This is a genomic window from Streptomyces sp. ITFR-21 (assembly GCF_031844685.1).
Classification (GTDB): domain Bacteria; phylum Actinomycetota; class Actinomycetes; order Streptomycetales; family Streptomycetaceae; genus Actinacidiphila.
Genome location: NZ_CP134605.1, coordinates 6,323,404 through 6,341,402 on the forward strand (window position 1 = coordinate 6,323,404; position 17,999 = coordinate 6,341,402).

Here is a 17,999-nt window from a genome sequence, read left to right on the forward strand (position 1 = left end):
GCGAAAGGGCGGGACGGGCGCGGGGGGCGCCCGGTCGCAGGGCAGGGCAGGCGGTGCCGGAGGTGCTGGGACTCGGCCACTGGCAGGCCGGCGCTATGTGGCGGACGGGCTCACCGAGAGCGGGGCGGCCGTGGTCCGCCGCGCCCGCCGCGGCGGCACCGCCGGAGGAGGGACTTTTGGAAGGGGGCGGACGGGGCAACCGCCCTGAAGGACGGGAATCGCCGAGCGGGTGTTCGAGTGACATCCCCAGCAGCCGTCCGACGGAAGGAAGTTCCCATGTACATCGGTCTCGGCACCATCGTTCTCGTCATCGTCATCGTGGCCGTCGTGATGATGCTGCGGCGCGGCTGACCGGCGGGGGCGTGCGGCCCCGCCGGCCGCACCCCGCCCCGCCCGCACCGCGCCGACCGCGCGCCTGCGCCCTGTTGAGGACGATCTCCTCCGGCGGCCGGCGCCGACCGAGCCGGCCGGCAGGGAACCCGCGAACGGCGGCGTGGCACCGGGTCCCGGGTGCGCCGCCGCGAAGAGCCCGCGGCTGAGCCGTACGTCCACGCGCGCCGGCCTCTCGCCGCGGCCACTGCCGCCGCCCGCCCTCCACGGCTACCGAGCAGGCCGAGGGCCCCCGCCCAGCTTCCGCGGACTCCGCCCCGACCGCGCTTCCGCGTCTCCACCGGGTCCCCGGCCCCGGCCCGGCCTCCTACCGAGCCGAGCGTCCTGCGCCACCCTCCGTGCCCGCCGCGCCGCAGGTCCGGTTTTGCCGGCCGAGCCCGGCCCGCTTCCCCCGCCGCCGGCCGAGCCCGCCCCGCCCCGCTTCGCCGCCGTCGGCCGCCGCCCGGCCAGCCGCCGCGGGTCGGCCCCGCTTCCCCCACGGGCACCATTTGTGCCCTGTACACCAGCCTTCTCGGGACAGCTCAGCAAAACCACTCCCGCTCTTCTTGCGGGCGGAATTCCAGCCCACCGGGGAGAGGCTCCGACCGGCCCATCAACGGTGTTTGTTCCACTGGTGGAACAGTGTCGGCGCGACTTTCCGCTCCGGTCGGGTTCACCCGGTCCGCAGTCTTGACACATGGCTGAAACCGGATGGACTCTGGCTCTACTTGTCCCACTGGAGGACCGGAGTACCACATATGGAACAGGGCCACAGCCCGTCCGTCGACTCGGCGTCCCGAATCCTGAAGCTGCTCTCGCGTTACAGAACGGCGCACGCATCGCTCACCCAGATATGCACCGAACTGCAACTTCCGAAATCCAGCTGCTCGCGTATTCTCAGGACGCTGGAATCGCACGGGCTGCTCAGATACGACTCGCTGACGCATCTGTACTCCCTCGGTCCGTACGCCATCGTGCTCGGCGCGCGGGCCGAGGAGAACACGGACTACTTCGCGGACCTGAAACCGGTCATGCGCGAGGCCGCCGAGCGGACGAACATGACCGCGGCCTGGATCCAGCAGGTGGACGCACGGCGGATGATGTACGTCGCCAAGCACGAGGGCGCGGCCCTGCACCGGGTGACCATCTCCATCGGCAACCGCTTCCCGATCACCGAGGTCTCCTACGGCCAGTGGGTGGTGGCCTTCGCCGACCAGGCACAACGCCAGTGTTTACTGGGCGGCGGGCTGCGCGCGATGACGCCGGCCACCATCACGGACACCGAGCTGTACCGCGAGCACCTGGAGCGGATCCAGGAGGCGGGCGTGCTGGTCAGCCGGGGCGAGTACGTCCCCGGGGTGTGCGCCGTCTCCTGCCCGGTCCTCAATCCGCGCGGCGAACTGCTCGGCGTGCTCGCGGTACTCGGGCTGATGCCCACGATGACGGAGTCCGACTATTCCCTGGCCATCAAGGTGATGGTCGAGATCGGCGCCCGCACCCAATTCCACCCGGACCACAGGGCCCGGACCGAGCGGACCCACTGAACCGGCGGCGGTCGCCTCCGCCGAATTCCCGCACAGGACAGGGAGGAGTAATCAGCAATGGCAGAAACCGTTGTCTACCGGCGTGACGGCCGTATCGGCCTGATCGGACTCAACCGCCCCGAGAAACTGAACGCCATCAATGGCCAACTCATCGCCGACTACCATGCCGCACTGGATGAGTTCACCCGGGACGAAGAAGCCCGGGTGGGAATCCTGTACGGCGAGGGGCGCGCTTTCTGCGTCGGAATGGACCTCAGTCCCGACGGCGGTTACGTCCGCGCCGACGCCGCCGAAGACCGCACCCACATCGAGGAGTTGGCGAAGGGCTGGCTGCGGCTGTGGGACTGTCCGAAGCCGATTATCGCCCAGGTCCACGGCTATTGTTTCGCCGGCGGAACACAGCTCCCGGTCTGCTGCGACGTCGTCGCGGTGGCCGAGGAGACCCGGCTCGGCTGGCCCAAGATGCCGGTCGGCGCGGGCTGGATCTCGCCCATGTGGAGTTTCCTGGTCGGGACGCAGCGCGCGAAGCTCATGTCGTACCAGGTGGGCAGCACCATCACCGGCCGGGAGGCGTACGAGTGGGGCTACGCGGGACTGGTCTTCCCGCAGGACCGGCTCGCCGAGGAGGTCCGCAAGATCGCCGAGAACATGGCGAAGCTGCCCTCGGACATGCTGCGGATCAAGAAGTACGCCAACAACCGGGTGCTCGAAGGGCAGGGGTTCAGGACCGCGGTGCTGGCCGGCGCCGAGTGGGACGCCGTCGCGCACACCACGCGGACGGTGGCGGACGCCCGCGGCTGGATCAAGGAGCACACCCTCAAAGGCGCGATAGCCAAGTTCGCCCGGGAGGGAATGTGAACGCCGTCCAGGAATCCCCCGGGGCCGAGCGGCTCGCGTACTTCACCCCGCCGGACACCTTGCAGCGCCGTGCGGCGCTGGCGTCGATGCTGACCCGTGAGCTGGACTTCGACAACGTCCGGCCGCAGCTGCTCGGCGACCAGCCGTACGACACAAGGCTGTGGAAGACCCTGATCGGCGAGGTCGGGCTGGGCGGAGTCCTGGCACCCGAGTCGGCCGGTGGACTCCAACTCCGGTTCGAGGATTTCGCGACGACCACCGCCGAACTCGGCCGGCGGCTGTACCCCGGCCCGCACTTCGGCAGCGTCACGCTGGCGCTCGGCGCGCTGACACCGCTGCTGGAGACGGCGGCCGGTGAGCGGCCGGCGGCCGGGACCGTACCGGAGCTCGCCGCCTCGGTCGTCTCCGGGGACGTAATCGCCGCCCTCGCCTTCATGGACGACGCCGGCTCCTGGCCACCCGACGGCGCCGGCGTCACCGCGGCCCGCGGTCCGGACGGCGGATGGACGCTCACCGGCACCCGCGGCCTGGTGGTCAACGCCTCCCAGGCCGGCACCCTCGTCGTACTGGCCGACGCCGACGGGGAGCCCGCGCTCCTCGCGGTAAACACCTCCGCCGCGCGGCTCACCGACCTCGACAGCATCGACCCGACCCGCCCGCTGGCCCGGGTCGCCCTCGACGCCGCCCCGGGCGTCCTGCTCGCCTCCGGCCCGCAGGCGGTCCGCGCCGTCGAGCACGCCGTCACCGTGGCCCGCGTCGCCATCGCCGCCGAGGCCGTCGGCGGCGCGGAGGCCGCCCTGCACGAAGCGGTCGACTACTCCCTGCAACGCCGCCAGTTCAACCGGCCCATCGGCGGCTTCCAGTCGATCAAGCACCTGTGCGCCGACGGGCTGATCGCCACCCAGGCGGCCATCGCCGCGCTCTCCTACGCCACCTGGGCGCTGGACGACGGCTCGGCGGAGGCGCCCGCCGCGCTCCTGGCGGCCAAGATCGCCGCCACCGACACCTACCTCAAGGTCGCCGCCGACTGCATCCACATCCATGGGACGTACGGCTACACGCGCGACCTCGTGAGCCAGTGCCACTACCGGCGGGCCAAGTGGCTCTCGCTGTTCCTCGGGACGAACAGCGAAGACCGCCGCCGCCTGGCCGCACTGCTGGAGGTCTGACCGATGACCGAGCCGCACCCGCTCACCACGCACGGCGCCCGGCCGCGCGGCGAGTCCACCACCTTGTTCAACGTCCGCCTGCCCGGCGACGACGACCCCCGCCGGCAGGCCGTGCGCCGCTGGCTCCAGGAGCACCCGCGGCCGAGCGGCCCCGAACTGCTCGACGCCGGCTACATGGTCCCGCACTGGCCGCGGCCGTGGGGCATCGACGCCTCCGGCGGCCACGTACTGGTCATCGACGAGGAGCTGCGCCGGGCCGGCGTCACCCGCCCCGACTTCCCGCTGTCCCGCGGCTACGTGGGTCCGCTGGTGCTCGAAGTCGGCACCCCGGCGCAGATCGACCGCTACCTGCGCCCGATGCTGACCGGCGAGGAGGTCTGGTGCCAGCTGTTCAGCGAGCCGGAGGCCGGCTCCGACCTCGCCTCCCTCACCACCCGGGCCGAACGGGACGGCACCGACTACGTGGTCAACGGCACCAAGATCTGGACCACTCACGGCCACCTGTCCCAGTACGGCCTGCTGCTGGCCCGCACCAGCGCCGAGGGCGCCAAGCACCAGGGCATCTCGGTCTTCATCTGCCCGATGGACCACCCCGCGGTGACGCTGCACCCCATCCACAACATGGAGGGGGAGCACAAATGGAACATGGTCTACTTCAACGACCTGCGGCTGCCCGCGGAGAACCTGCTCGGTGTGGAGAACGACGGCTGGCCGATGGCCCGCCGGGTGCTGGCCAATGAGCGGATGCAGATGTCGAGCCTGGACGGGCTCGCCTGGGGGCACGGGCCGTCGTACACCGACCTGCTCCGCTACGCCCGCGCCGCGTACGGCGGGAAGCCGCTGCCCGACGACCTCAGGCAGCGGATCACCGACGGCTACACGCAGGCGCTGTCGCTGCACGTGATGCGCGTCCAGGCGCTCGGCCGGGTCGGGTACCGGCCGGAGACCGGCGTCGTGCCCGAGGTCCGCAGGACGCTCGCCGACGACCACGGGCAGCGGATGCTCGAACTCTGGCGTGACCTGCACGGAGCCGCCGGCGTGGTCCTCGCGCCCGGCGACGACCCGGCCGGGCTGCCCTTCGCCGAGAACTACTTCTACGCCCGCGCCCTGACGATCGGCGGCGGCACGGCCCAGATCCAGCGCAACGTCCTGGCCGAGCGGGTCCTCGGCATGCCCCGCGGCTGACCCGCCGCCCGGCCCGCCCCGCCGGTGCCCCGCGGCACACCACACGCAGCCCAGCACACCCACCTGTCAACGTCGCTAGGGGATGAGCAGATGAACACAACCATGCGCGGACGCGTCGGCCCACGGTCCAGACGCAGCCGCCTGATGTACACGGTGGCGGCCCCGGCGCTGGCCCTCGTGGTCCTCACCGCGTGCGGCGGCTCCGGGTCCGGCTCCGGGTCCGGCTCCGCCAGCAGCTCCGGTTCGGGCGGCGGATCCGGCACCATACCGCTCGGCCTGGTCGCTCCCAGGTCCGGCTCACTCGCGGAGTTCGGCACCAACCTGGACCAGGGCGCGCAGATCGCCGTCGACGAGATCAACGCCAAGGGCGGGGTGCTCGGCAAGAAGCTGTCCATCGACTGGCGCGACGACCAGAGCACCGCCCCCGGCATGACCTCCGCGGTCCGCTCGCTGGCGTCGGCCGGACACAAGCTGATGTTCGGCTTCACCAACAGCGCCGCCTGTCTGTCCGCGCTGCCGATCGCCGACTCGCTCGGCGCCTCGATGGTCGGCGTCTGCGCCGCCGCCGGCCTGACCGGCCCGGACCGCGTCGCCAAGAACTACTACAACATCTCCAACACCACCCACGCGTACGCAGTGGCGGAGGCGCAGGTCATCGCCAAGAAGGTGCCGACGGCCTCCGACTGGTACGAGTTCGGCTTCGACTACGTCACGGGACACGACGAGGCGGACAGCTTCTTCGGCGAACTCAAGGCGCAAGGCCAGCAGTTCACCCTCAAGGGGTCCACCTATGTGCCGCTGCTCCAGCAGGACTACACCACGCAGGTCAACGCCCTCGCGCAGAAGCTGACCCCGGCCGGCGCCGACCACCGCGCGCTGTTCCTGGGCACCTACGGCGCCGGCACCATCGCCTTCATGCAGGAGGCCCGGCAGGTCGGCCTGCTGAAGGACTTCTCCACCATCGTCACCGGCGGCAACTACTGGTCCAGCGCGACCACTCTCAAGGAGAACGCGCCGCAGGCGTGGAACGCGTACGACTTCTACTACGACATGCCGGGCAACACCCCCGCCGCCGCGACCTTCGTCGCGTCGTTCCAGGCGAAGTTCCACAAGCTGCCGTTCTCCTGGAACTCCGAGGGCTACCAGAGCGTGTACGCCTACGCCTCGGCGATCAAGGCGGCCGGCTCCGCCGACGCCGCGAAGGTGACGGCCGCGCTCGCCGACGTGAAGGTCGACGGACTGACCGGCACCTACGGCTTCGACCCCACCACGCACACCCCCAACCAGGCCATCGCGGTGACCCTCACCGGCGGCGACAAGTCCGCCCCCGAAGGCGTCAAGCTGCTCGACTCCGCCCTCGTCCCGGCCGCCACGTACAACGACCCGAAGGCGAAGCTCTGACCCGGTAGCCGGTCTCCACGGCGACGCCCGCGACGCCGCCGTGGACCCCGGGCCCGGAGTTCGAGCAAATCCTGATCGGGTCCTGACACGAGAGGAGGTGGATCGGTGTCCACCCTCGTCGGAGCACTGCTGAACGGCATCCTGACCGCGGTACCCATCTTCCTGGTGGCGAGCGGGCTGACCATCGTCTACGGGACGATGCGGGTGCTGAACTTCGCCCACGGAGCCCTGTTCATGGTGGGCGCGTTCCTGCTCAGCCAGTTTCTCGGGGCGAAAGCGGTGAGCTGGTACGCCTTCCTGCTCGCCGCCCTGCTCTGCGGACTGTGCGTCGCGGTTCTGGCGGCCGTCATCGAGGTGGGGGTGTTCCGGCGGCTGTACGCCAAACCCCACATCGTCGGGCTGCTCGCCTCCTTCGCCATCCTGTTCGCCGCCCAGGGCGCCGCCCAGCTCATCTGGGGCCTGGTGCCGCTGTCCCAGCAGCCGCCCAGGGGCGTCACCGGACCGGTGCACCTGCTCGGCACGGTGATCAGCCGCTACAGCATCGCCGAAGCCGTCGTCGGCGCCGTCGTCGCGGTCGGGCTGTGGCTGCTGCTCAAACGCAGCCGGCTGGGCCGCCTGCTGCGCGCGGTCGCCGACGACCGGGAGATGGCCGAGGCGCTCGGCATCCGGGCCGACCGGATGGGGCTGACCGCCTTCGCGCTCAGCGGCTTCCTGGCCGGGATCGCCGGCAGCCTGCTCGCGCCCGTCTCGTCCATCGACATCTCGCTGGCGCAGACGTACCTGATCCTGAGCTTCGCCGTGATCATCCTCGGCCGGCCCGGTTCACTGCGCGGCGCACTCCTCGCCGCCCTCGGGCTCGGCGTCTTCAACAGCCTGCTCTCCAGCTACGTGCCGGACCTGCTGGCCTTCGGCACGTACATCGGCCTCGCCGCGGGCCTGCTCATCCGACGCAGAGAGGCGATCACGGCATGAAGAAGCACATGACGCCGGTCCGCCCGGCGCGGGTCCGCCCCGCACCGCGGCCGCCCGGCCACCGCGGCCGCTGGACCCGGCCCGCGCTCACCGCGACCCCGCTGGTGTGCTGCGTGCTGCTGGCACTGGTGCTCTACCAGGGGCGTAGCTCCTCCGGCCTGTTCGTCTGGGAGATCGCCGCCACCTACGTGCTGTTCGCGGCCGGCACCAAGTTCGTCTTCGCCGTCGCCGGGGTGTTCACCTTCGGCCAGGCGGCGGCCTTCGGCACCGGCGCGTACACCGTCGCGCTGCTCGGCCGGATCCCCGTCAGCGGCCTGCAGGCGGTGCTGCTCGCCGGCTGCGCGGCGGCCCTGGTCTGCCTGGCGGTGTCCACCGCGATGCTGCGCACCACCGGAATCGGCTTCGCCATGGTGACCCTCGCCAGCGGCCAGGTACTGAACCAGCTCACCTACAAGGTGCACACCTTCGGCGGCGAGAACGGCCTGCCCGGGATCGTCCCCGGCCGGCTCTTCGGCCTCGACCTGACACTCCAGCGGCACCTGTGGTGGTATGTCTTCCTCGTCGTCGGCGTCTGCCTGGCCCTGCTCGCGGCCCTGGAGCGCAGCCAGTTCGGCGCCACCCTGCGCGGCCTGCGGGACAACCCGGTACTGGCCGAGGCCACCGGCGTCCCGGTGGTGCGGGCCCGGATGACCGCCTTCGCGGTGGCCGGCTTCTTCGGCGGCGTGGCCGGCGGGCTGCTGGCCCAGGTCCAGCTGAGCGTCACCCCCGACCTGCTGGACTTCAGCGTCTCGGGAACCGTGATCGTGATGTGCCTGCTCGGCGGCACCCCCTGGTTCGTCGGCGCGCCGCTCGGCGCGGTGATCTACATCTGGGGCCAGCAGCGCCTGGCCGACGGCGGCCAGAACGTCCTGCTCTGGACCGGGCTCGCCTTCCTCGCCGTGGTGCTGTTCGCCCCCGACGGCCTGACCGGCCTCGCCGTCCAAGGGGCCCGCGGCGCCGGCGCGCGCCGGGACCGGCGCGGGCGCCCGCGACAGCCCCGCGACGACGCGGAAGGGGACCCGTCATGAGCGCCGCAACCACCGCGGCCGAGCACGCGGAAGGCTTCACCATGCCCGGCGCCCAACTCGAACTGACCGGCGTCAGCAAGCGGTTCGGCCCGATACGGGCCGTCGACCGGGTGTCCTTCGGCGTCGCGCCCGGCGAACTGCTCGCGCTGCTCGGCGCGAACGGCGCCGGAAAGTCCACCCTCTTCGAGGTCATCGGCGGCCAACAGCGCGCCACCGAGGGGCGGATCGTGCTCGGCGGCACCGACATCACCCGCCGCAGCGCCCACGCCATCGCCCGCATGGGGCTGCTGCGCAGCTTCCAGGTGGCCAAGGTCTTCGACACCTACACCGTGCGGCAGAACATCGTGCTGTCCCTGCTCGGCGCCAGCTCCCGCGCGTTCGGACTGCGCGGGGCGCTGCGGATCTCGGCCGCCGAGCGGGCCGGCGTCGACTCCGCGCTGGAGCGCGCCGGACTGGGCGCCCACGCCGACCGTCCCTGCGCCGGCATCAGCGAGAGCGACCGCAAACGGCTCGACATCGCCCGGGTGCTGGTGCGGCCCGCGAAGGTCGTCCTGCTCGACGAGCCGACCGCCGGCCTGAGCACCGAGGACATCGACCGGATGATCACGCTGATCCGGCAGCTGCGCCGGGACCAGCCCGATCTGAGCATCGTGCTGACCGCGCACGACATGAACGTGGTCCGGCAGCTCGCCGACCGGGCGCTGCTGCTGGTCGGCGGCCGCGGCCGGGTCGCCGGACCGGTCGTGGACGTCCTGCGCCACCCGGAGACCATCAGCACCTATCTGGGAGAGTCCGATGGCGAGTGAGCCACTGCTCGACGTGGACGGCCTCGACGCCCACTACGGCAAGACGCAGGCGCTCTTCGGGGTGTCCCTCCAGGTCCGGCCCGGCGAGCGGGTCGCGCTGCTCGGCCGCAACGGCGCCGGCAAGACCACCACGCTGCTGTCGGTCATGGGTGTCGCGGTCCGCCGCAGCGGCCGGGTCCGGGTGGACGGCCGGGACGTGGTCCGGATGCGGACCCCGGAGATCAGCCGGCTCGGCATCGCCTGGGTCCCCGACACCCGCCGGGTCTTCAAGAGCATGTCGGTCCGGGAGAACATCCAGGTCGCCGCCCGCGGCAACCCGGCCCAGGTGCTCGACCAGGTCGTCGCGGAGTTCCCGCTGCTGGAGCCCCTGCTGGCGCGGGACGCCGGCAACCTGTCCGGCGGCGAGCAGCAGGTACTGGCGATCGGCCGGGCGCTGGCCACCCGGCCGCGGGTGCTGCTGCTGGACGAACCCACCGAGGGCCTGGCCCCCGTGGTGACCGAACAGCTGCGGGAGTCGCTGGTCCGGCTCGGCGGCGGTGACATGGCGATCGTGCTCGCCGAGCAGAGCGTCAGCTTCGCCCTGGGGTTCTGCAGCCGGGTCTACATCTTCGAGGTCGGCCGGGTCGTCTACGGCGGTACCTCCCGCGAGGTGACCGAGAACCGCGAGCAGTGGCAGCGCTACATCGTCGAGGGCGGTGCCATCCCGGCGGCCGGCCGCCCCGCTCAGAACGACAACGACAGGAACGAGGTGCCACGGTGACCCCATCGGCGTCAGCATCCGCATCGCCCGCGTCCGGGCCGGCCGGACCGGAACCGGCCCCGCCCGCACCCGCCCCGCCCGGGACCGCCCGGCCGCCGTTCGACCGGCTGCCCCGGCTGCCCGGCTCCGGACTGCCCCACGCCTGGGACGTCTACGGCCCGGACGACGAGTCGGGGACCGTCAACCTGCTCGACGGGCCCACCGTGGCCGCCGCGCTGGCCCGGCCCCGGTCCGGCCGCCGGATCGCGCTCAGCCTGCCCGTCACCCTCCCCGACCCGCCGCTGTTCAAGCGCCGCCCGGTCCGGCACGAGGTCTTCCCCACCGGGCGCAACACCTGGGACGACCGGCTCGACGGCCTGTACCTCCAGGCGTCCAGCCAGTGGGACAGCCTGCGGCACGTCCGGGCCCGCGAGGACGGCTTCTACGGCGGCTGGCAGGGCGACCCGGACCAGCACCCCACCCGGCTCGGCATCCAGAACTGGGCGTCCGGCATCGTCGGCAGGGGCGTCCTGGTCGACATCGCCGCCGAGCTGGCCGACGAGCCCGGCTACGACCCGTTCGACCGGTTCCGGATCGAAACCGACCACCTCAAGGCGGCGCTCGCCCGCCAGGGCACCGAGCTGGTACCCGGCGACATCCTGTGCCTGCGCACCGGCTGGATGGACCGCTACCTGGCCATGGACACCGACGACCGTACGGCCCACGCGCGCCTCTACGAGGACGTCGACAGCCGCCGCTGGGCCGGGCTGTCGGGCGGCGAGGACATGAGCCGCTACCTGTGGGACTCCGGCGTGTCCGCCGTCGTCGCCGACAACCCCGCCGTCGAGTACTCGCCCGGCGAGCCCTGGCTCGGCTCGCTGCACCGCCGGCTCATCCCCTGCCTCGGCTTCGCGCTGGGCGAGCTGTTCACCCTCGGCGAGCTGGCCGCCGCCTGCCGGGCGGCCGGCGCGTACGACTTCCTCTTCGTCGCGGTCCCGCTCAACCTGCCGGGCGGTGTCGGCTCGCCGGCCAACGCCATGGCCGTCGTCTGAGGGTCCCCCGAGGACTCCCGCCGCGGGCCGTGCCCTCCCGGCCCGTACCGTCGAAAGGAACACCCCCATGAAGCACGGCATCGCGGTCGTCGGCGCCTCCGACCACAACTTCTGGTCGGGCCACGTACGCAGCAACGTCGGCCAGTCCGGCTACACCGGCCAGGTCTGGCCGGTCAACCCGAACTACGAGACGGTGGGCGGCGTCCCCGCCTTCGCCTCGCTGTCCCGGATCGACGGCGTGATCGACGCGGTCGTGGTGGCGGTGGCCGCCCACCGCTGCCCGGACATCGTCCGGGAGGCCGTCGGCCTCGGCGTCGCCGACATCGTCGTGGTCTCCGACGGCTTCGCCGAGCGCGGCCCCGACGGCCCCGGCGCCGCCCTGCAACGGCAGCTGGTCGACGCCTGCCAGGACGGCACCCGCCTCTACGGGCCGAACTGCGTCGGCTTCGCCGACTTCCGGCGCGACCTGCGGCTGATCGCCGAGCCGATCCCGGCCGTCACCGAACCCGGCGCGATCAGCATCGTGTCGCAGAGCGGCGCCCTGCTGTCCACCCTGATGGCCGCGGTCGTCGAGGACGGCGGCTCGTTCGACTGGTGCGCCTCGCTCGGCAACGCCGCGCGGTTCGACGTGGCCCGCGCCATCGACTACGTCTGCGAGCGCGGCACCACCCGCTCGCTCATCGTCTACGCCGAGACGCTCGGCGAGGACATCCCCCGGCTGCGGGCCGCGCTCACCCGGGCCAGGGACGAGAACGTGGCGGTGGTCATGCTCAAGGCCGGCCGGTCCGCGGTCGCCACCAAGATCGCGTACTCGCACACCGCGAGCGTCGCCGGGGACGACGCCGAGATCGACGCCTTCCTCAGCTCCTTCGGCGTGCTGCGCGTGGACTCGCTGGAGGAGATGGCCCGCGTCGCGGTCCTGGCGCCGCTGGTCCGCCGCGACCGCGGCGACGGCGTCGCCGTCATCGGCAGCTCCGGCGGGCAGGCGGCGATCGCCGGCGACCTCGCCCAGCGCGACCGGATGAAGCTGGCCCGGCTGACCGGCGACACCATGACGCTGCTGCGGGCCTCGGCCGCGTCGGGCTCGTTCATCGAGAACCCCTTCGACCTGGTCGGCCGCCCCGGCGCGAGGACGACCACCGACGAGATATTCGAGGCCGTCTGGAGCGACCCGACCGTGGGCTTCACGCTCTCGCCCTGGTCGGTGATCTTCCCCGACGACTCGCCGGGACGGCAGGTGCACCGGGACTCGATCTCGCTCGCCGTCCGCACCGCGCGCCGGACCGGCACCCCCACGGTGATCTCCGCGCTGGTCAACGTCCCCTGGACGGACTGGGTGCTGGAGACCCGCCGCGCCAACCCCGGGGTCGCCGTCGTGCGCGGCCTGGAGAACACCATCCGGGCGCTGTCCCGGCTCTTCCCCGACCACCGCCCGGCCGCCGGCCACGCCGAGCCCGCCGCCGGACCGGTGGCTCCGGCCGCCGCGGTCACCGGCGAGATCGAGGGCCGCCGGGTGCTGGCCGCACTCGGGCTGCCGGTCGTCGCCGGCGAGGTCTGCGGCTCCGCCGAGGAGGCCGGCGCGGCGACACTGCGGCTGACCGGCCCCTACGTCGTCAAGGCGGACGTGGCGGGCGTGGCCCACAAGGCGCGCCTGGGCCTGGTCGTGGTCGGCTGCGAGGACCGGGCAGCGGTCGAGGCCGCGGTCAAGGGGTTCGAGGAGACCTTCAAGGAGCACGGCATCCCCGCCTCGGCGCTGGCCGGCTACCTGGTGGAGGAGATGGCGACCGGCACCGAGCTGCTGGTCGGCCTCACCCGCTCCGCGCTCGGGTCGTTCCTCACCGTCGCGCTCGGCGGCGTCGCGGCCGGCGCCGGGACCGCGGCCGGCACCGTCCTGCTGCCCGCCGGGGAGGCGCGGATCATGGAGCTCCTCGGCCGGCACCTTCCGCTGCCACCGCAGGCACCCGGATTCCGGGCCGCGGCCGAGGCGGTGGCCAGGCTGTGCGCCGCGTTCGACACGGCGCCGCTCGACGCGTACCGCGACATCGAGGTCAACCCGATGATGGTCGCCGCCGACCGCGCCGCCGTCGTCGACGCCCTCCTCGTGGCAAGGGAGGCGTGAGCTCATGGACACCACCGTTCCCGGCGCCCCGGCGACCCTGATCACCCGCGAGGCGATCCGCCGGTTCGCGGTCACACTCGGCACCCTCAACCCGATCCACCACGACGTGGCGACCGCCCGCCGGCGCGGCTTCCGCGACCTGGTGGCACCGCCGTTCTTCTTCACCACCGTCGGCATGTCGATGGGCCGGCTCACCACCTCCGACCGGTTGCGCGCGGACGGCATGCCGCTGGAGGACGAGCTCACCGGCCGGGTGGTGGCGGGCGAGACCAGCGTCCGCTGGTACGGGCCCATCGTCGCCGGCGACGAGGTCTCGGCCCACCAGGAGCTGCGGAGCGAGCAGCGCAAGACCGGCCGCAGCGGGCCGCTGACCCTCTTCACGTACTCCAAAACCTACTTCGTCGACGACCGGCTCGTCGTCGCCGAGACGCTCGTCAGGATCGGCCGGTGACGGCCGGCGCGCCGGACTCCGAGCCGGCCCCGCAGATCGCCCGCACCCTGCTGGTCTCCCGCACCTGGCGGCCCGACGAGGTCGACCTGTTCATGTACAGCGCGGTGACCTGGCTGACCCACCGGATCCACTTCGACCAGCGCTACGCCCGCAGCGAGGGCTACGACGGCGTGCTGGTGCACGGCCCGCTCCAGGGCTCGTACCTCGGCCAGATGCTGTTCGACTACGCCGACCCGCGCGGCGGTTCGCTGACCGGCATCTCCTACCGCCACCACCGGCCGGTGTACTGCAACGACACGCTGACCTGTTTGGCGCACGCGGTCGCCGCGGAGACCGGCCCCGACGGCTGCGTCCTGCGGGTCGAGCTGGAGATCCGCGACGGCCGCGGCACGCCGGCCACCTCCGGCACCGCGACGCTCGACCTGCCGGGCGGCTGGGACCCCGCCGAGGCGCCGGCCAACCCGCCCCGGCCGGCCGTCGTCGAATCGCCGGAGGCCGGCTGATGGTCGCGGTGACAGGCGTGGGGGAATCCGCCTACTCCCGGCGCAGCGGCCGGTCGGTCCAGGCGCTGGCCGCCGCGGCCGGCCGGGCGGCACTGCGGGACGCCGGACTGACGGCCGAGGACGTCGACGGGGTGATCCCGCTGGGCGGCTCGCTGTTCACCGAGGACCTGATCGCCGCGCTCGGGCTGCCGCTCCAGCTCACCGACGCGACGCCGCCGCCCGGCGGCAACGCCGCGGTCACCGCGCTGCGGCTGGCCACCGCCCTGATCGAGGCCGGCCGGGCCACCGTCGTCCTGGTCATCCTGGCCAGGAACGGGTCCTCCGCCAAACGCATCGACCAGCGGGTCGGCGAACTGCCGGGCCCCCAGTTCCGCCGGCAGCTGGAGCACCCGCACGGCTGGAGCACCCCCGCCGAGTGGTACGCGATGATCTGCCGGCGCCACATGCTGGAGTACGGCACCACCAAGCGGCAGCTGGCCGCGGTCGCGCTGGCCGCCAACCGCTACGCGCAGCTCAACCCGCGGGCGATGCGCTTCGGCCGGCCACTGTCGTACGAGGACTACCGGCGGGCGCCGATGATCGCCGAGCCGTACCAGCTCTACGACTGCTGCCTGGAGACCGACGGCGCCGCCGCCGTGCTGGTCACCGACGAGGAGCATGCGCTGCGTGCCGGCCCGCGGGCGGTACGGCTGCTGGCGGTGGAGACCGCGCGGCCGGAGAGCCCGGACGACCTGACCAACCGCCAGGACTGGCAGCGGGTGGGGCTGTCCCACGCGGCCCCGGCCGCCTACGAGAGCGCCGGGCTCGGGCCGCGGGACATGGACGCGGCCATGGTCTACGACTGCTTCTCCTTCGAGGTGATCCACCAGCTCGAAGCGGCCGGGTTCTGCCCGCCGGGGGAGGGCGGCCGGTTCGTGGCGTCGGGCGCGCTGGAACCGGACGGCGCGCTCCCGCTCAACACCCACGGCGGCCTGCTCGCCGAGGGCCATCTCGGCGGCCTCAACCACGTCATCGAGGCCGTCCGGCAGCTGCGTGGCGAGGCGGGCGCCGCCCAGCTGGCAAAGGCCCGTCACATCGCGGTGACCGGCTGGGGCGACTGGGGCGACGGCTCGCTGGCGATCCTCGGAGGTACCAGGTGAGCGCCCTCGTGCCGCCCCCCGGCACCCCGCTGCCCAACGTCGACGAGCCGGACTTCGCCCCGTTCTGGGCAGGCTGCCGGCTGGGCCGGCTGCTGCTGCCCCGGTGCGCCGAGGGGCATCTGAACTGGCCGCCGCGGCCGGTGTGCCGCACCTGCCGGGCCGACATCACCGACTGGACGCAGGTGCCGGGCCGCGGCCGGCTCTTCTCCTGGACCGTGGTCCACCGCACCCGGCTGCGCGGATACGCGGACCTGACGCCGTACACCGTCGTCATCGTCGCCCTCGACCAGGACCCCGCCATCCGGCTGCTCGGCCGCTGCGTCCGCCCGCCGGCCCGGCCGGCCCAGGGCATGCCGATGGAGACCGAGTACGTGCCGGCCGCGGAGGGCGTCGTGCTGCCGTTCTGGCGGCCCGCCGCCGAGAGCGCCCCCGGGGCCGGCGAACCCGCGTCCGCCGAGCCGCCCGCGCCCGCCGGCGAACCCGCGCCCGCCGCCCCGCCCGCGCGCACCGACCACTGAGAGGACTGATCCGATGCAGCTGTCCGTCGTACTGCCCGGCCCGGTGAGCGACCGCCTGCCGGAAGCGGCCCAGGAGAGCGAGAAGGCCGGCCTGTACCGGCTGTGGACCACCGAGTCGCCCGGCCGGGACGCGGTGCTGCGGGCCAGCGTGCTGCTGGGCGCCACCCGTACGCTCGCCGCCGGCACCGGTATCAGCTTCGCCTTCGCCCGGCAGCCGCTGGCGGCGGCCGGACTGGCCGCCGACGCCTACGAGCTGTCCGGCGGCCGGTTCAGCCTGGGCCTCGGCGCCGGCACCCGCGGCCAACGCCGCTGGTACGGGGTGGACTTCGACCACCCCGCGGCCCGGATGGCCGACTACGTGCGGGCGCTGCGGGCGATCTGGGCCGGCGACGGCCGGGCCCGCTACCAGGGGCCCTTCTACGACATCGACGTGCCGCGCGTGCAGTTGGCGGGCACCCCCGCCTCACGCGCCGGCCTGAAGGTGTACGGCGGCGGCCTGCACCCGCGGATGCTCCGCGCCGTCGCGGACAGCTGCGACGGCGTCGTGCTGCACCCGCTGGCCGGCGGGCCGCGCTACCTCGACGACGTGGTGCTGCCCGCGATCGCGGCCGCGCCGGACCGGGCGCCCGGTTTCCGGCTGGTGGTCTGGTGCCCGCTCAGCGTCGACTTTGACGCGGAGCTCGCCCGGCGGCGGGCGGCCGAACAACTGGCCTTCTACTTCGCCACCCCCAGCTACCGGGACGTCGCCGGCAGCGCCGGGTACGGCGCGGTGGCCGACGAGTTGGTCGACCGGTTCAACAACGGCGGGGCGGGCTTCGCGGAACTCGCCCCGCTGATCCCCGACGGCATGCTGGACCACTTCGTGGTGCACGGCACCCCGGCGCAGGTCGCCGACCGGCTCGCCGCCCGCCGCACCGCGTGGGCCGAGCGGGGGGTGGACGAGGTCGCCCTCCAGATACCGGCCCAGTCCGTCACCTCCGACAGCCTGCTCGACAGCATCGGGCAGCTCGCCGCGACCGTCCTGCCGAGGTTCGCGTGAGCGGCGGCGCCGGCAGCGCGACCAGCAGGCACGACTGGACGCTGCCCGGCCTGTACGAGGTCGCCGACGGCGTCTTCCGGATCCCGCTGCCGCTGCCGAACGACGGTCTGCGGGCGGTCAACGTCTACGTGGTCGTGGACGGCGGACAGCTCGTCCTGGTCGACTCCGGATGGGCGCTCGACGCGGCCGTCACCGAACTCGAACTGCGCCTGAAACAGCTCGGCTTCAGCGGCGAGGCGATCACCCGGGTCCTGGTCACGCACGCCCACCGCGACCACTACACGCTGGCGACCAGGCTGCGCCGCCGCTACGGCTCCGCCCTGGCGCTCGGCGCCGGCGAACGGCACTACCTGCGGGCCGTCCGCGACGGCAGCGCCCAGGCCACCCGCGCCGCCCGGCTGCGCGCCCACGGCGCAACCGACCTCGCCGACCGCGCCGCCCGCCCGGCCCCCCGCCCGGACCTCGCCGAATGGGCCGACCCCGACGACTGGCTGACCGCCCCCGGCACGGTGGCGCTGCGGGAGCGCGAGCTGGCCGTCGTCGCCACCCCCGGGCACACCCGCGGCCACGTGGTCTTCGCCGACCACCGGCACGGGCTGCTCTTCGCCGGCGACCACGTGCTGCCGCACATCACCCCTTCGCTGTCGGTGGAGCCCGAACCCGCCGCGCTGCCGCTGCGCGACTACCTGCGCTCGCTGCGGCTGACGAAGACCCTGCCCGAGATGCGGCTGCTGCCCGGACACGGTCCGGTCACCGCCGGCTTCCACGACCGGGTCGACGAACTGCTCGCCCACCACGACCGCCGGCTGCGCGCCGCCCTGGACGTCGTCCGCGACCGGGCGGGCGCCACCACGGCCAACACCGTCGCCACGCTGCTGCCGTGGACCCGCCACAACCGGACCTTCGCCCAACTCGACCCGGGCAACCGGACCCTGGCGGTGCTGGAGACGGCCGTGCACCTCGACGTACTGGTCGAGGACGGTCTGCTCACCACGGCCGACCGGCTCGGCGTCCGGTACTACGAGCCAGCCGGCCCGCACCGGCCGACGACCGGGGAGGACTGACCCC

General features: G+C 73.2%; 17 protein-coding genes. All 17 read left to right on the top strand.

Translation table 11 applies throughout. The features are described from left to right. Positions 1–1,127 precede the first annotated feature (1,127 nt). The gene (locus RLT57_RS27995; protein ID WP_311300030.1) at positions 1,128–1,913 is read left to right on the top strand and encodes an IclR family transcriptional regulator; all 786 of its coding nucleotides are present in this window, start codon (positions 1,128–1,130) and stop codon (positions 1,911–1,913) included. 57 nt (positions 1,914–1,970) lie between these two features. Further along, positions 1,971–2,771: an enoyl-CoA hydratase-related protein gene (locus RLT57_RS28000; RefSeq protein ID WP_311300031.1), complete on the top strand. Its 801-nt coding sequence runs from the start codon at positions 1,971–1,973 to the stop codon at positions 2,769–2,771. After that, positions 2,768–3,940: an acyl-CoA dehydrogenase family protein gene (locus RLT57_RS28005; protein ID WP_311300032.1), complete on the top strand. Its 1,173-nt coding sequence runs from the start codon at positions 2,768–2,770 to the stop codon at positions 3,938–3,940. The genes RLT57_RS28000 and RLT57_RS28005 overlap by 4 nt, the downstream gene beginning before the upstream one ends. A 3-nt stretch (positions 3,941–3,943) precedes the next feature. Beyond that, complete coding sequence (locus RLT57_RS28010) at positions 3,944–5,125, top strand: acyl-CoA dehydrogenase family protein (protein ID WP_311300033.1); 1,182 nt, start codon at positions 3,944–3,946, stop codon at positions 5,123–5,125. Between the two features lie 90 nt (positions 5,126–5,215). Continuing rightward, a complete protein-coding gene (locus RLT57_RS28015) occupies positions 5,216–6,526 on the top strand; it encodes an ABC transporter substrate-binding protein (protein ID WP_311300034.1) in 1,311 nt (436 codons plus the stop codon). 105 nt (positions 6,527–6,631) lie between these two features. Next, on the top strand, positions 6,632–7,498 hold the full coding sequence (locus tag RLT57_RS28020; protein WP_311300035.1) for a branched-chain amino acid ABC transporter permease: 867 nt from the start codon (positions 6,632–6,634) through the stop codon (positions 7,496–7,498). Then, complete coding sequence (locus tag RLT57_RS28025; RefSeq protein WP_311300036.1) at positions 7,495–8,565, top strand: branched-chain amino acid ABC transporter permease; 1,071 nt, start codon at positions 7,495–7,497, stop codon at positions 8,563–8,565. The genes RLT57_RS28020 and RLT57_RS28025 overlap by 4 nt, the downstream gene beginning before the upstream one ends. Then, positions 8,562–9,371 (top strand): ABC transporter ATP-binding protein, encoded by an 810-nt coding sequence (locus RLT57_RS28030; protein WP_311300037.1) that lies wholly within the window; start codon positions 8,562–8,564, stop codon positions 9,369–9,371. The genes RLT57_RS28025 and RLT57_RS28030 overlap by 4 nt, the downstream gene beginning before the upstream one ends. After that, positions 9,361–10,131 carry an ABC transporter ATP-binding protein gene (locus tag RLT57_RS28035; protein WP_311300038.1) on the top strand — a complete coding sequence of 257 codons (771 nt, stop codon included), beginning with the start codon at positions 9,361–9,363 and terminating at the stop codon, positions 10,129–10,131. The genes RLT57_RS28030 and RLT57_RS28035 overlap by 11 nt, the downstream gene beginning before the upstream one ends. After that, positions 10,128–11,162 carry a cyclase family protein gene (locus tag RLT57_RS28040; RefSeq protein ID WP_311300039.1) on the top strand — a complete coding sequence of 345 codons (1,035 nt, stop codon included), beginning with the start codon at positions 10,128–10,130 and terminating at the stop codon, positions 11,160–11,162. Before RLT57_RS28035 ends, RLT57_RS28040 begins: the two co-directional genes overlap by 4 nt. Before the next feature lie 67 nt (positions 11,163–11,229). Beyond that, a complete protein-coding gene (locus tag RLT57_RS28045; protein WP_311300040.1) occupies positions 11,230–13,281 on the top strand; it encodes an acetate--CoA ligase family protein in 2,052 nt (683 codons plus the stop codon). A gap of 4 nt (positions 13,282–13,285) precedes the next feature. Then, positions 13,286–13,732: an FAS1-like dehydratase domain-containing protein gene (locus RLT57_RS28050; protein WP_311300041.1), complete on the top strand. Its 447-nt coding sequence runs from the start codon at positions 13,286–13,288 to the stop codon at positions 13,730–13,732. Beyond that, a complete protein-coding gene (locus tag RLT57_RS28055) occupies positions 13,729–14,235 on the top strand; it encodes a MaoC/PaaZ C-terminal domain-containing protein (protein WP_311300042.1) in 507 nt (168 codons plus the stop codon). Before RLT57_RS28050 ends, RLT57_RS28055 begins: the two co-directional genes overlap by 4 nt. Then, positions 14,235–15,374: a thiolase family protein gene (locus RLT57_RS28060; protein ID WP_311300043.1), complete on the top strand. Its 1,140-nt coding sequence runs from the start codon at positions 14,235–14,237 to the stop codon at positions 15,372–15,374. The genes RLT57_RS28055 and RLT57_RS28060 overlap by 1 nt, the downstream gene beginning before the upstream one ends. After that, entirely contained in the window at positions 15,371–15,892 is a 522-nt protein-coding gene (locus RLT57_RS28065) for a Zn-ribbon domain-containing OB-fold protein (RefSeq protein WP_311300044.1), read from the top strand. Before RLT57_RS28060 ends, RLT57_RS28065 begins: the two co-directional genes overlap by 4 nt. Positions 15,893–15,905: 13 nt before the next feature. Further along, positions 15,906–16,931, top strand: coding sequence for an LLM class flavin-dependent oxidoreductase (locus RLT57_RS28070; RefSeq protein WP_311300045.1), 1,026 nt, complete (start codon positions 15,906–15,908; stop codon positions 16,929–16,931). Next, complete coding sequence (locus tag RLT57_RS28075; RefSeq protein ID WP_311300046.1) at positions 16,928–17,995, top strand: MBL fold metallo-hydrolase; 1,068 nt, start codon at positions 16,928–16,930, stop codon at positions 17,993–17,995. The genes RLT57_RS28070 and RLT57_RS28075 overlap by 4 nt, the downstream gene beginning before the upstream one ends. Positions 17,996–17,999 lie beyond the last annotated feature (4 nt).

Excerpts from the sequence above, each read along its gene's own strand:
- RLT57_RS28045 (WP_311300040.1), top strand. The coding sequence starts at position 11,230 with ATGAAGCACGGCATCGCGGTCGTCGGCGCCTCCGACCACAACTTCTGG.
- RLT57_RS28070 (WP_311300045.1), top strand. The coding sequence starts at position 15,906 with ATGCAGCTGTCCGTCGTACTGCCCGGCCCGGTGAGCGACCGCCTGCCG.
- RLT57_RS28010 (WP_311300033.1), top strand. The coding sequence starts at position 3,944 with ATGACCGAGCCGCACCCGCTCACCACGCACGGCGCCCGGCCGCGCGGC.
- RLT57_RS28000 (WP_311300031.1), top strand. The coding sequence starts at position 1,971 with ATGGCAGAAACCGTTGTCTACCGGCGTGACGGCCGTATCGGCCTGATC.
- RLT57_RS28025 (WP_311300036.1), top strand. The coding sequence starts at position 7,495 with ATGAAGAAGCACATGACGCCGGTCCGCCCGGCGCGGGTCCGCCCCGCA.
- RLT57_RS28050 (WP_311300041.1), top strand. The coding sequence starts at position 13,286 with ATGGACACCACCGTTCCCGGCGCCCCGGCGACCCTGATCACCCGCGAG.
- RLT57_RS27995 (WP_311300030.1), top strand. The coding sequence starts at position 1,128 with ATGGAACAGGGCCACAGCCCGTCCGTCGACTCGGCGTCCCGAATCCTG.
- RLT57_RS28035 (WP_311300038.1), top strand. The coding sequence starts at position 9,361 with ATGGCGAGTGAGCCACTGCTCGACGTGGACGGCCTCGACGCCCACTAC.
- RLT57_RS28030 (WP_311300037.1), top strand. The coding sequence starts at position 8,562 with ATGAGCGCCGCAACCACCGCGGCCGAGCACGCGGAAGGCTTCACCATG.
- RLT57_RS28060 (WP_311300043.1), top strand. The coding sequence starts at position 14,235 with ATGGTCGCGGTGACAGGCGTGGGGGAATCCGCCTACTCCCGGCGCAGC.
- RLT57_RS28015 (WP_311300034.1), top strand. The coding sequence starts at position 5,216 with ATGAACACAACCATGCGCGGACGCGTCGGCCCACGGTCCAGACGCAGC.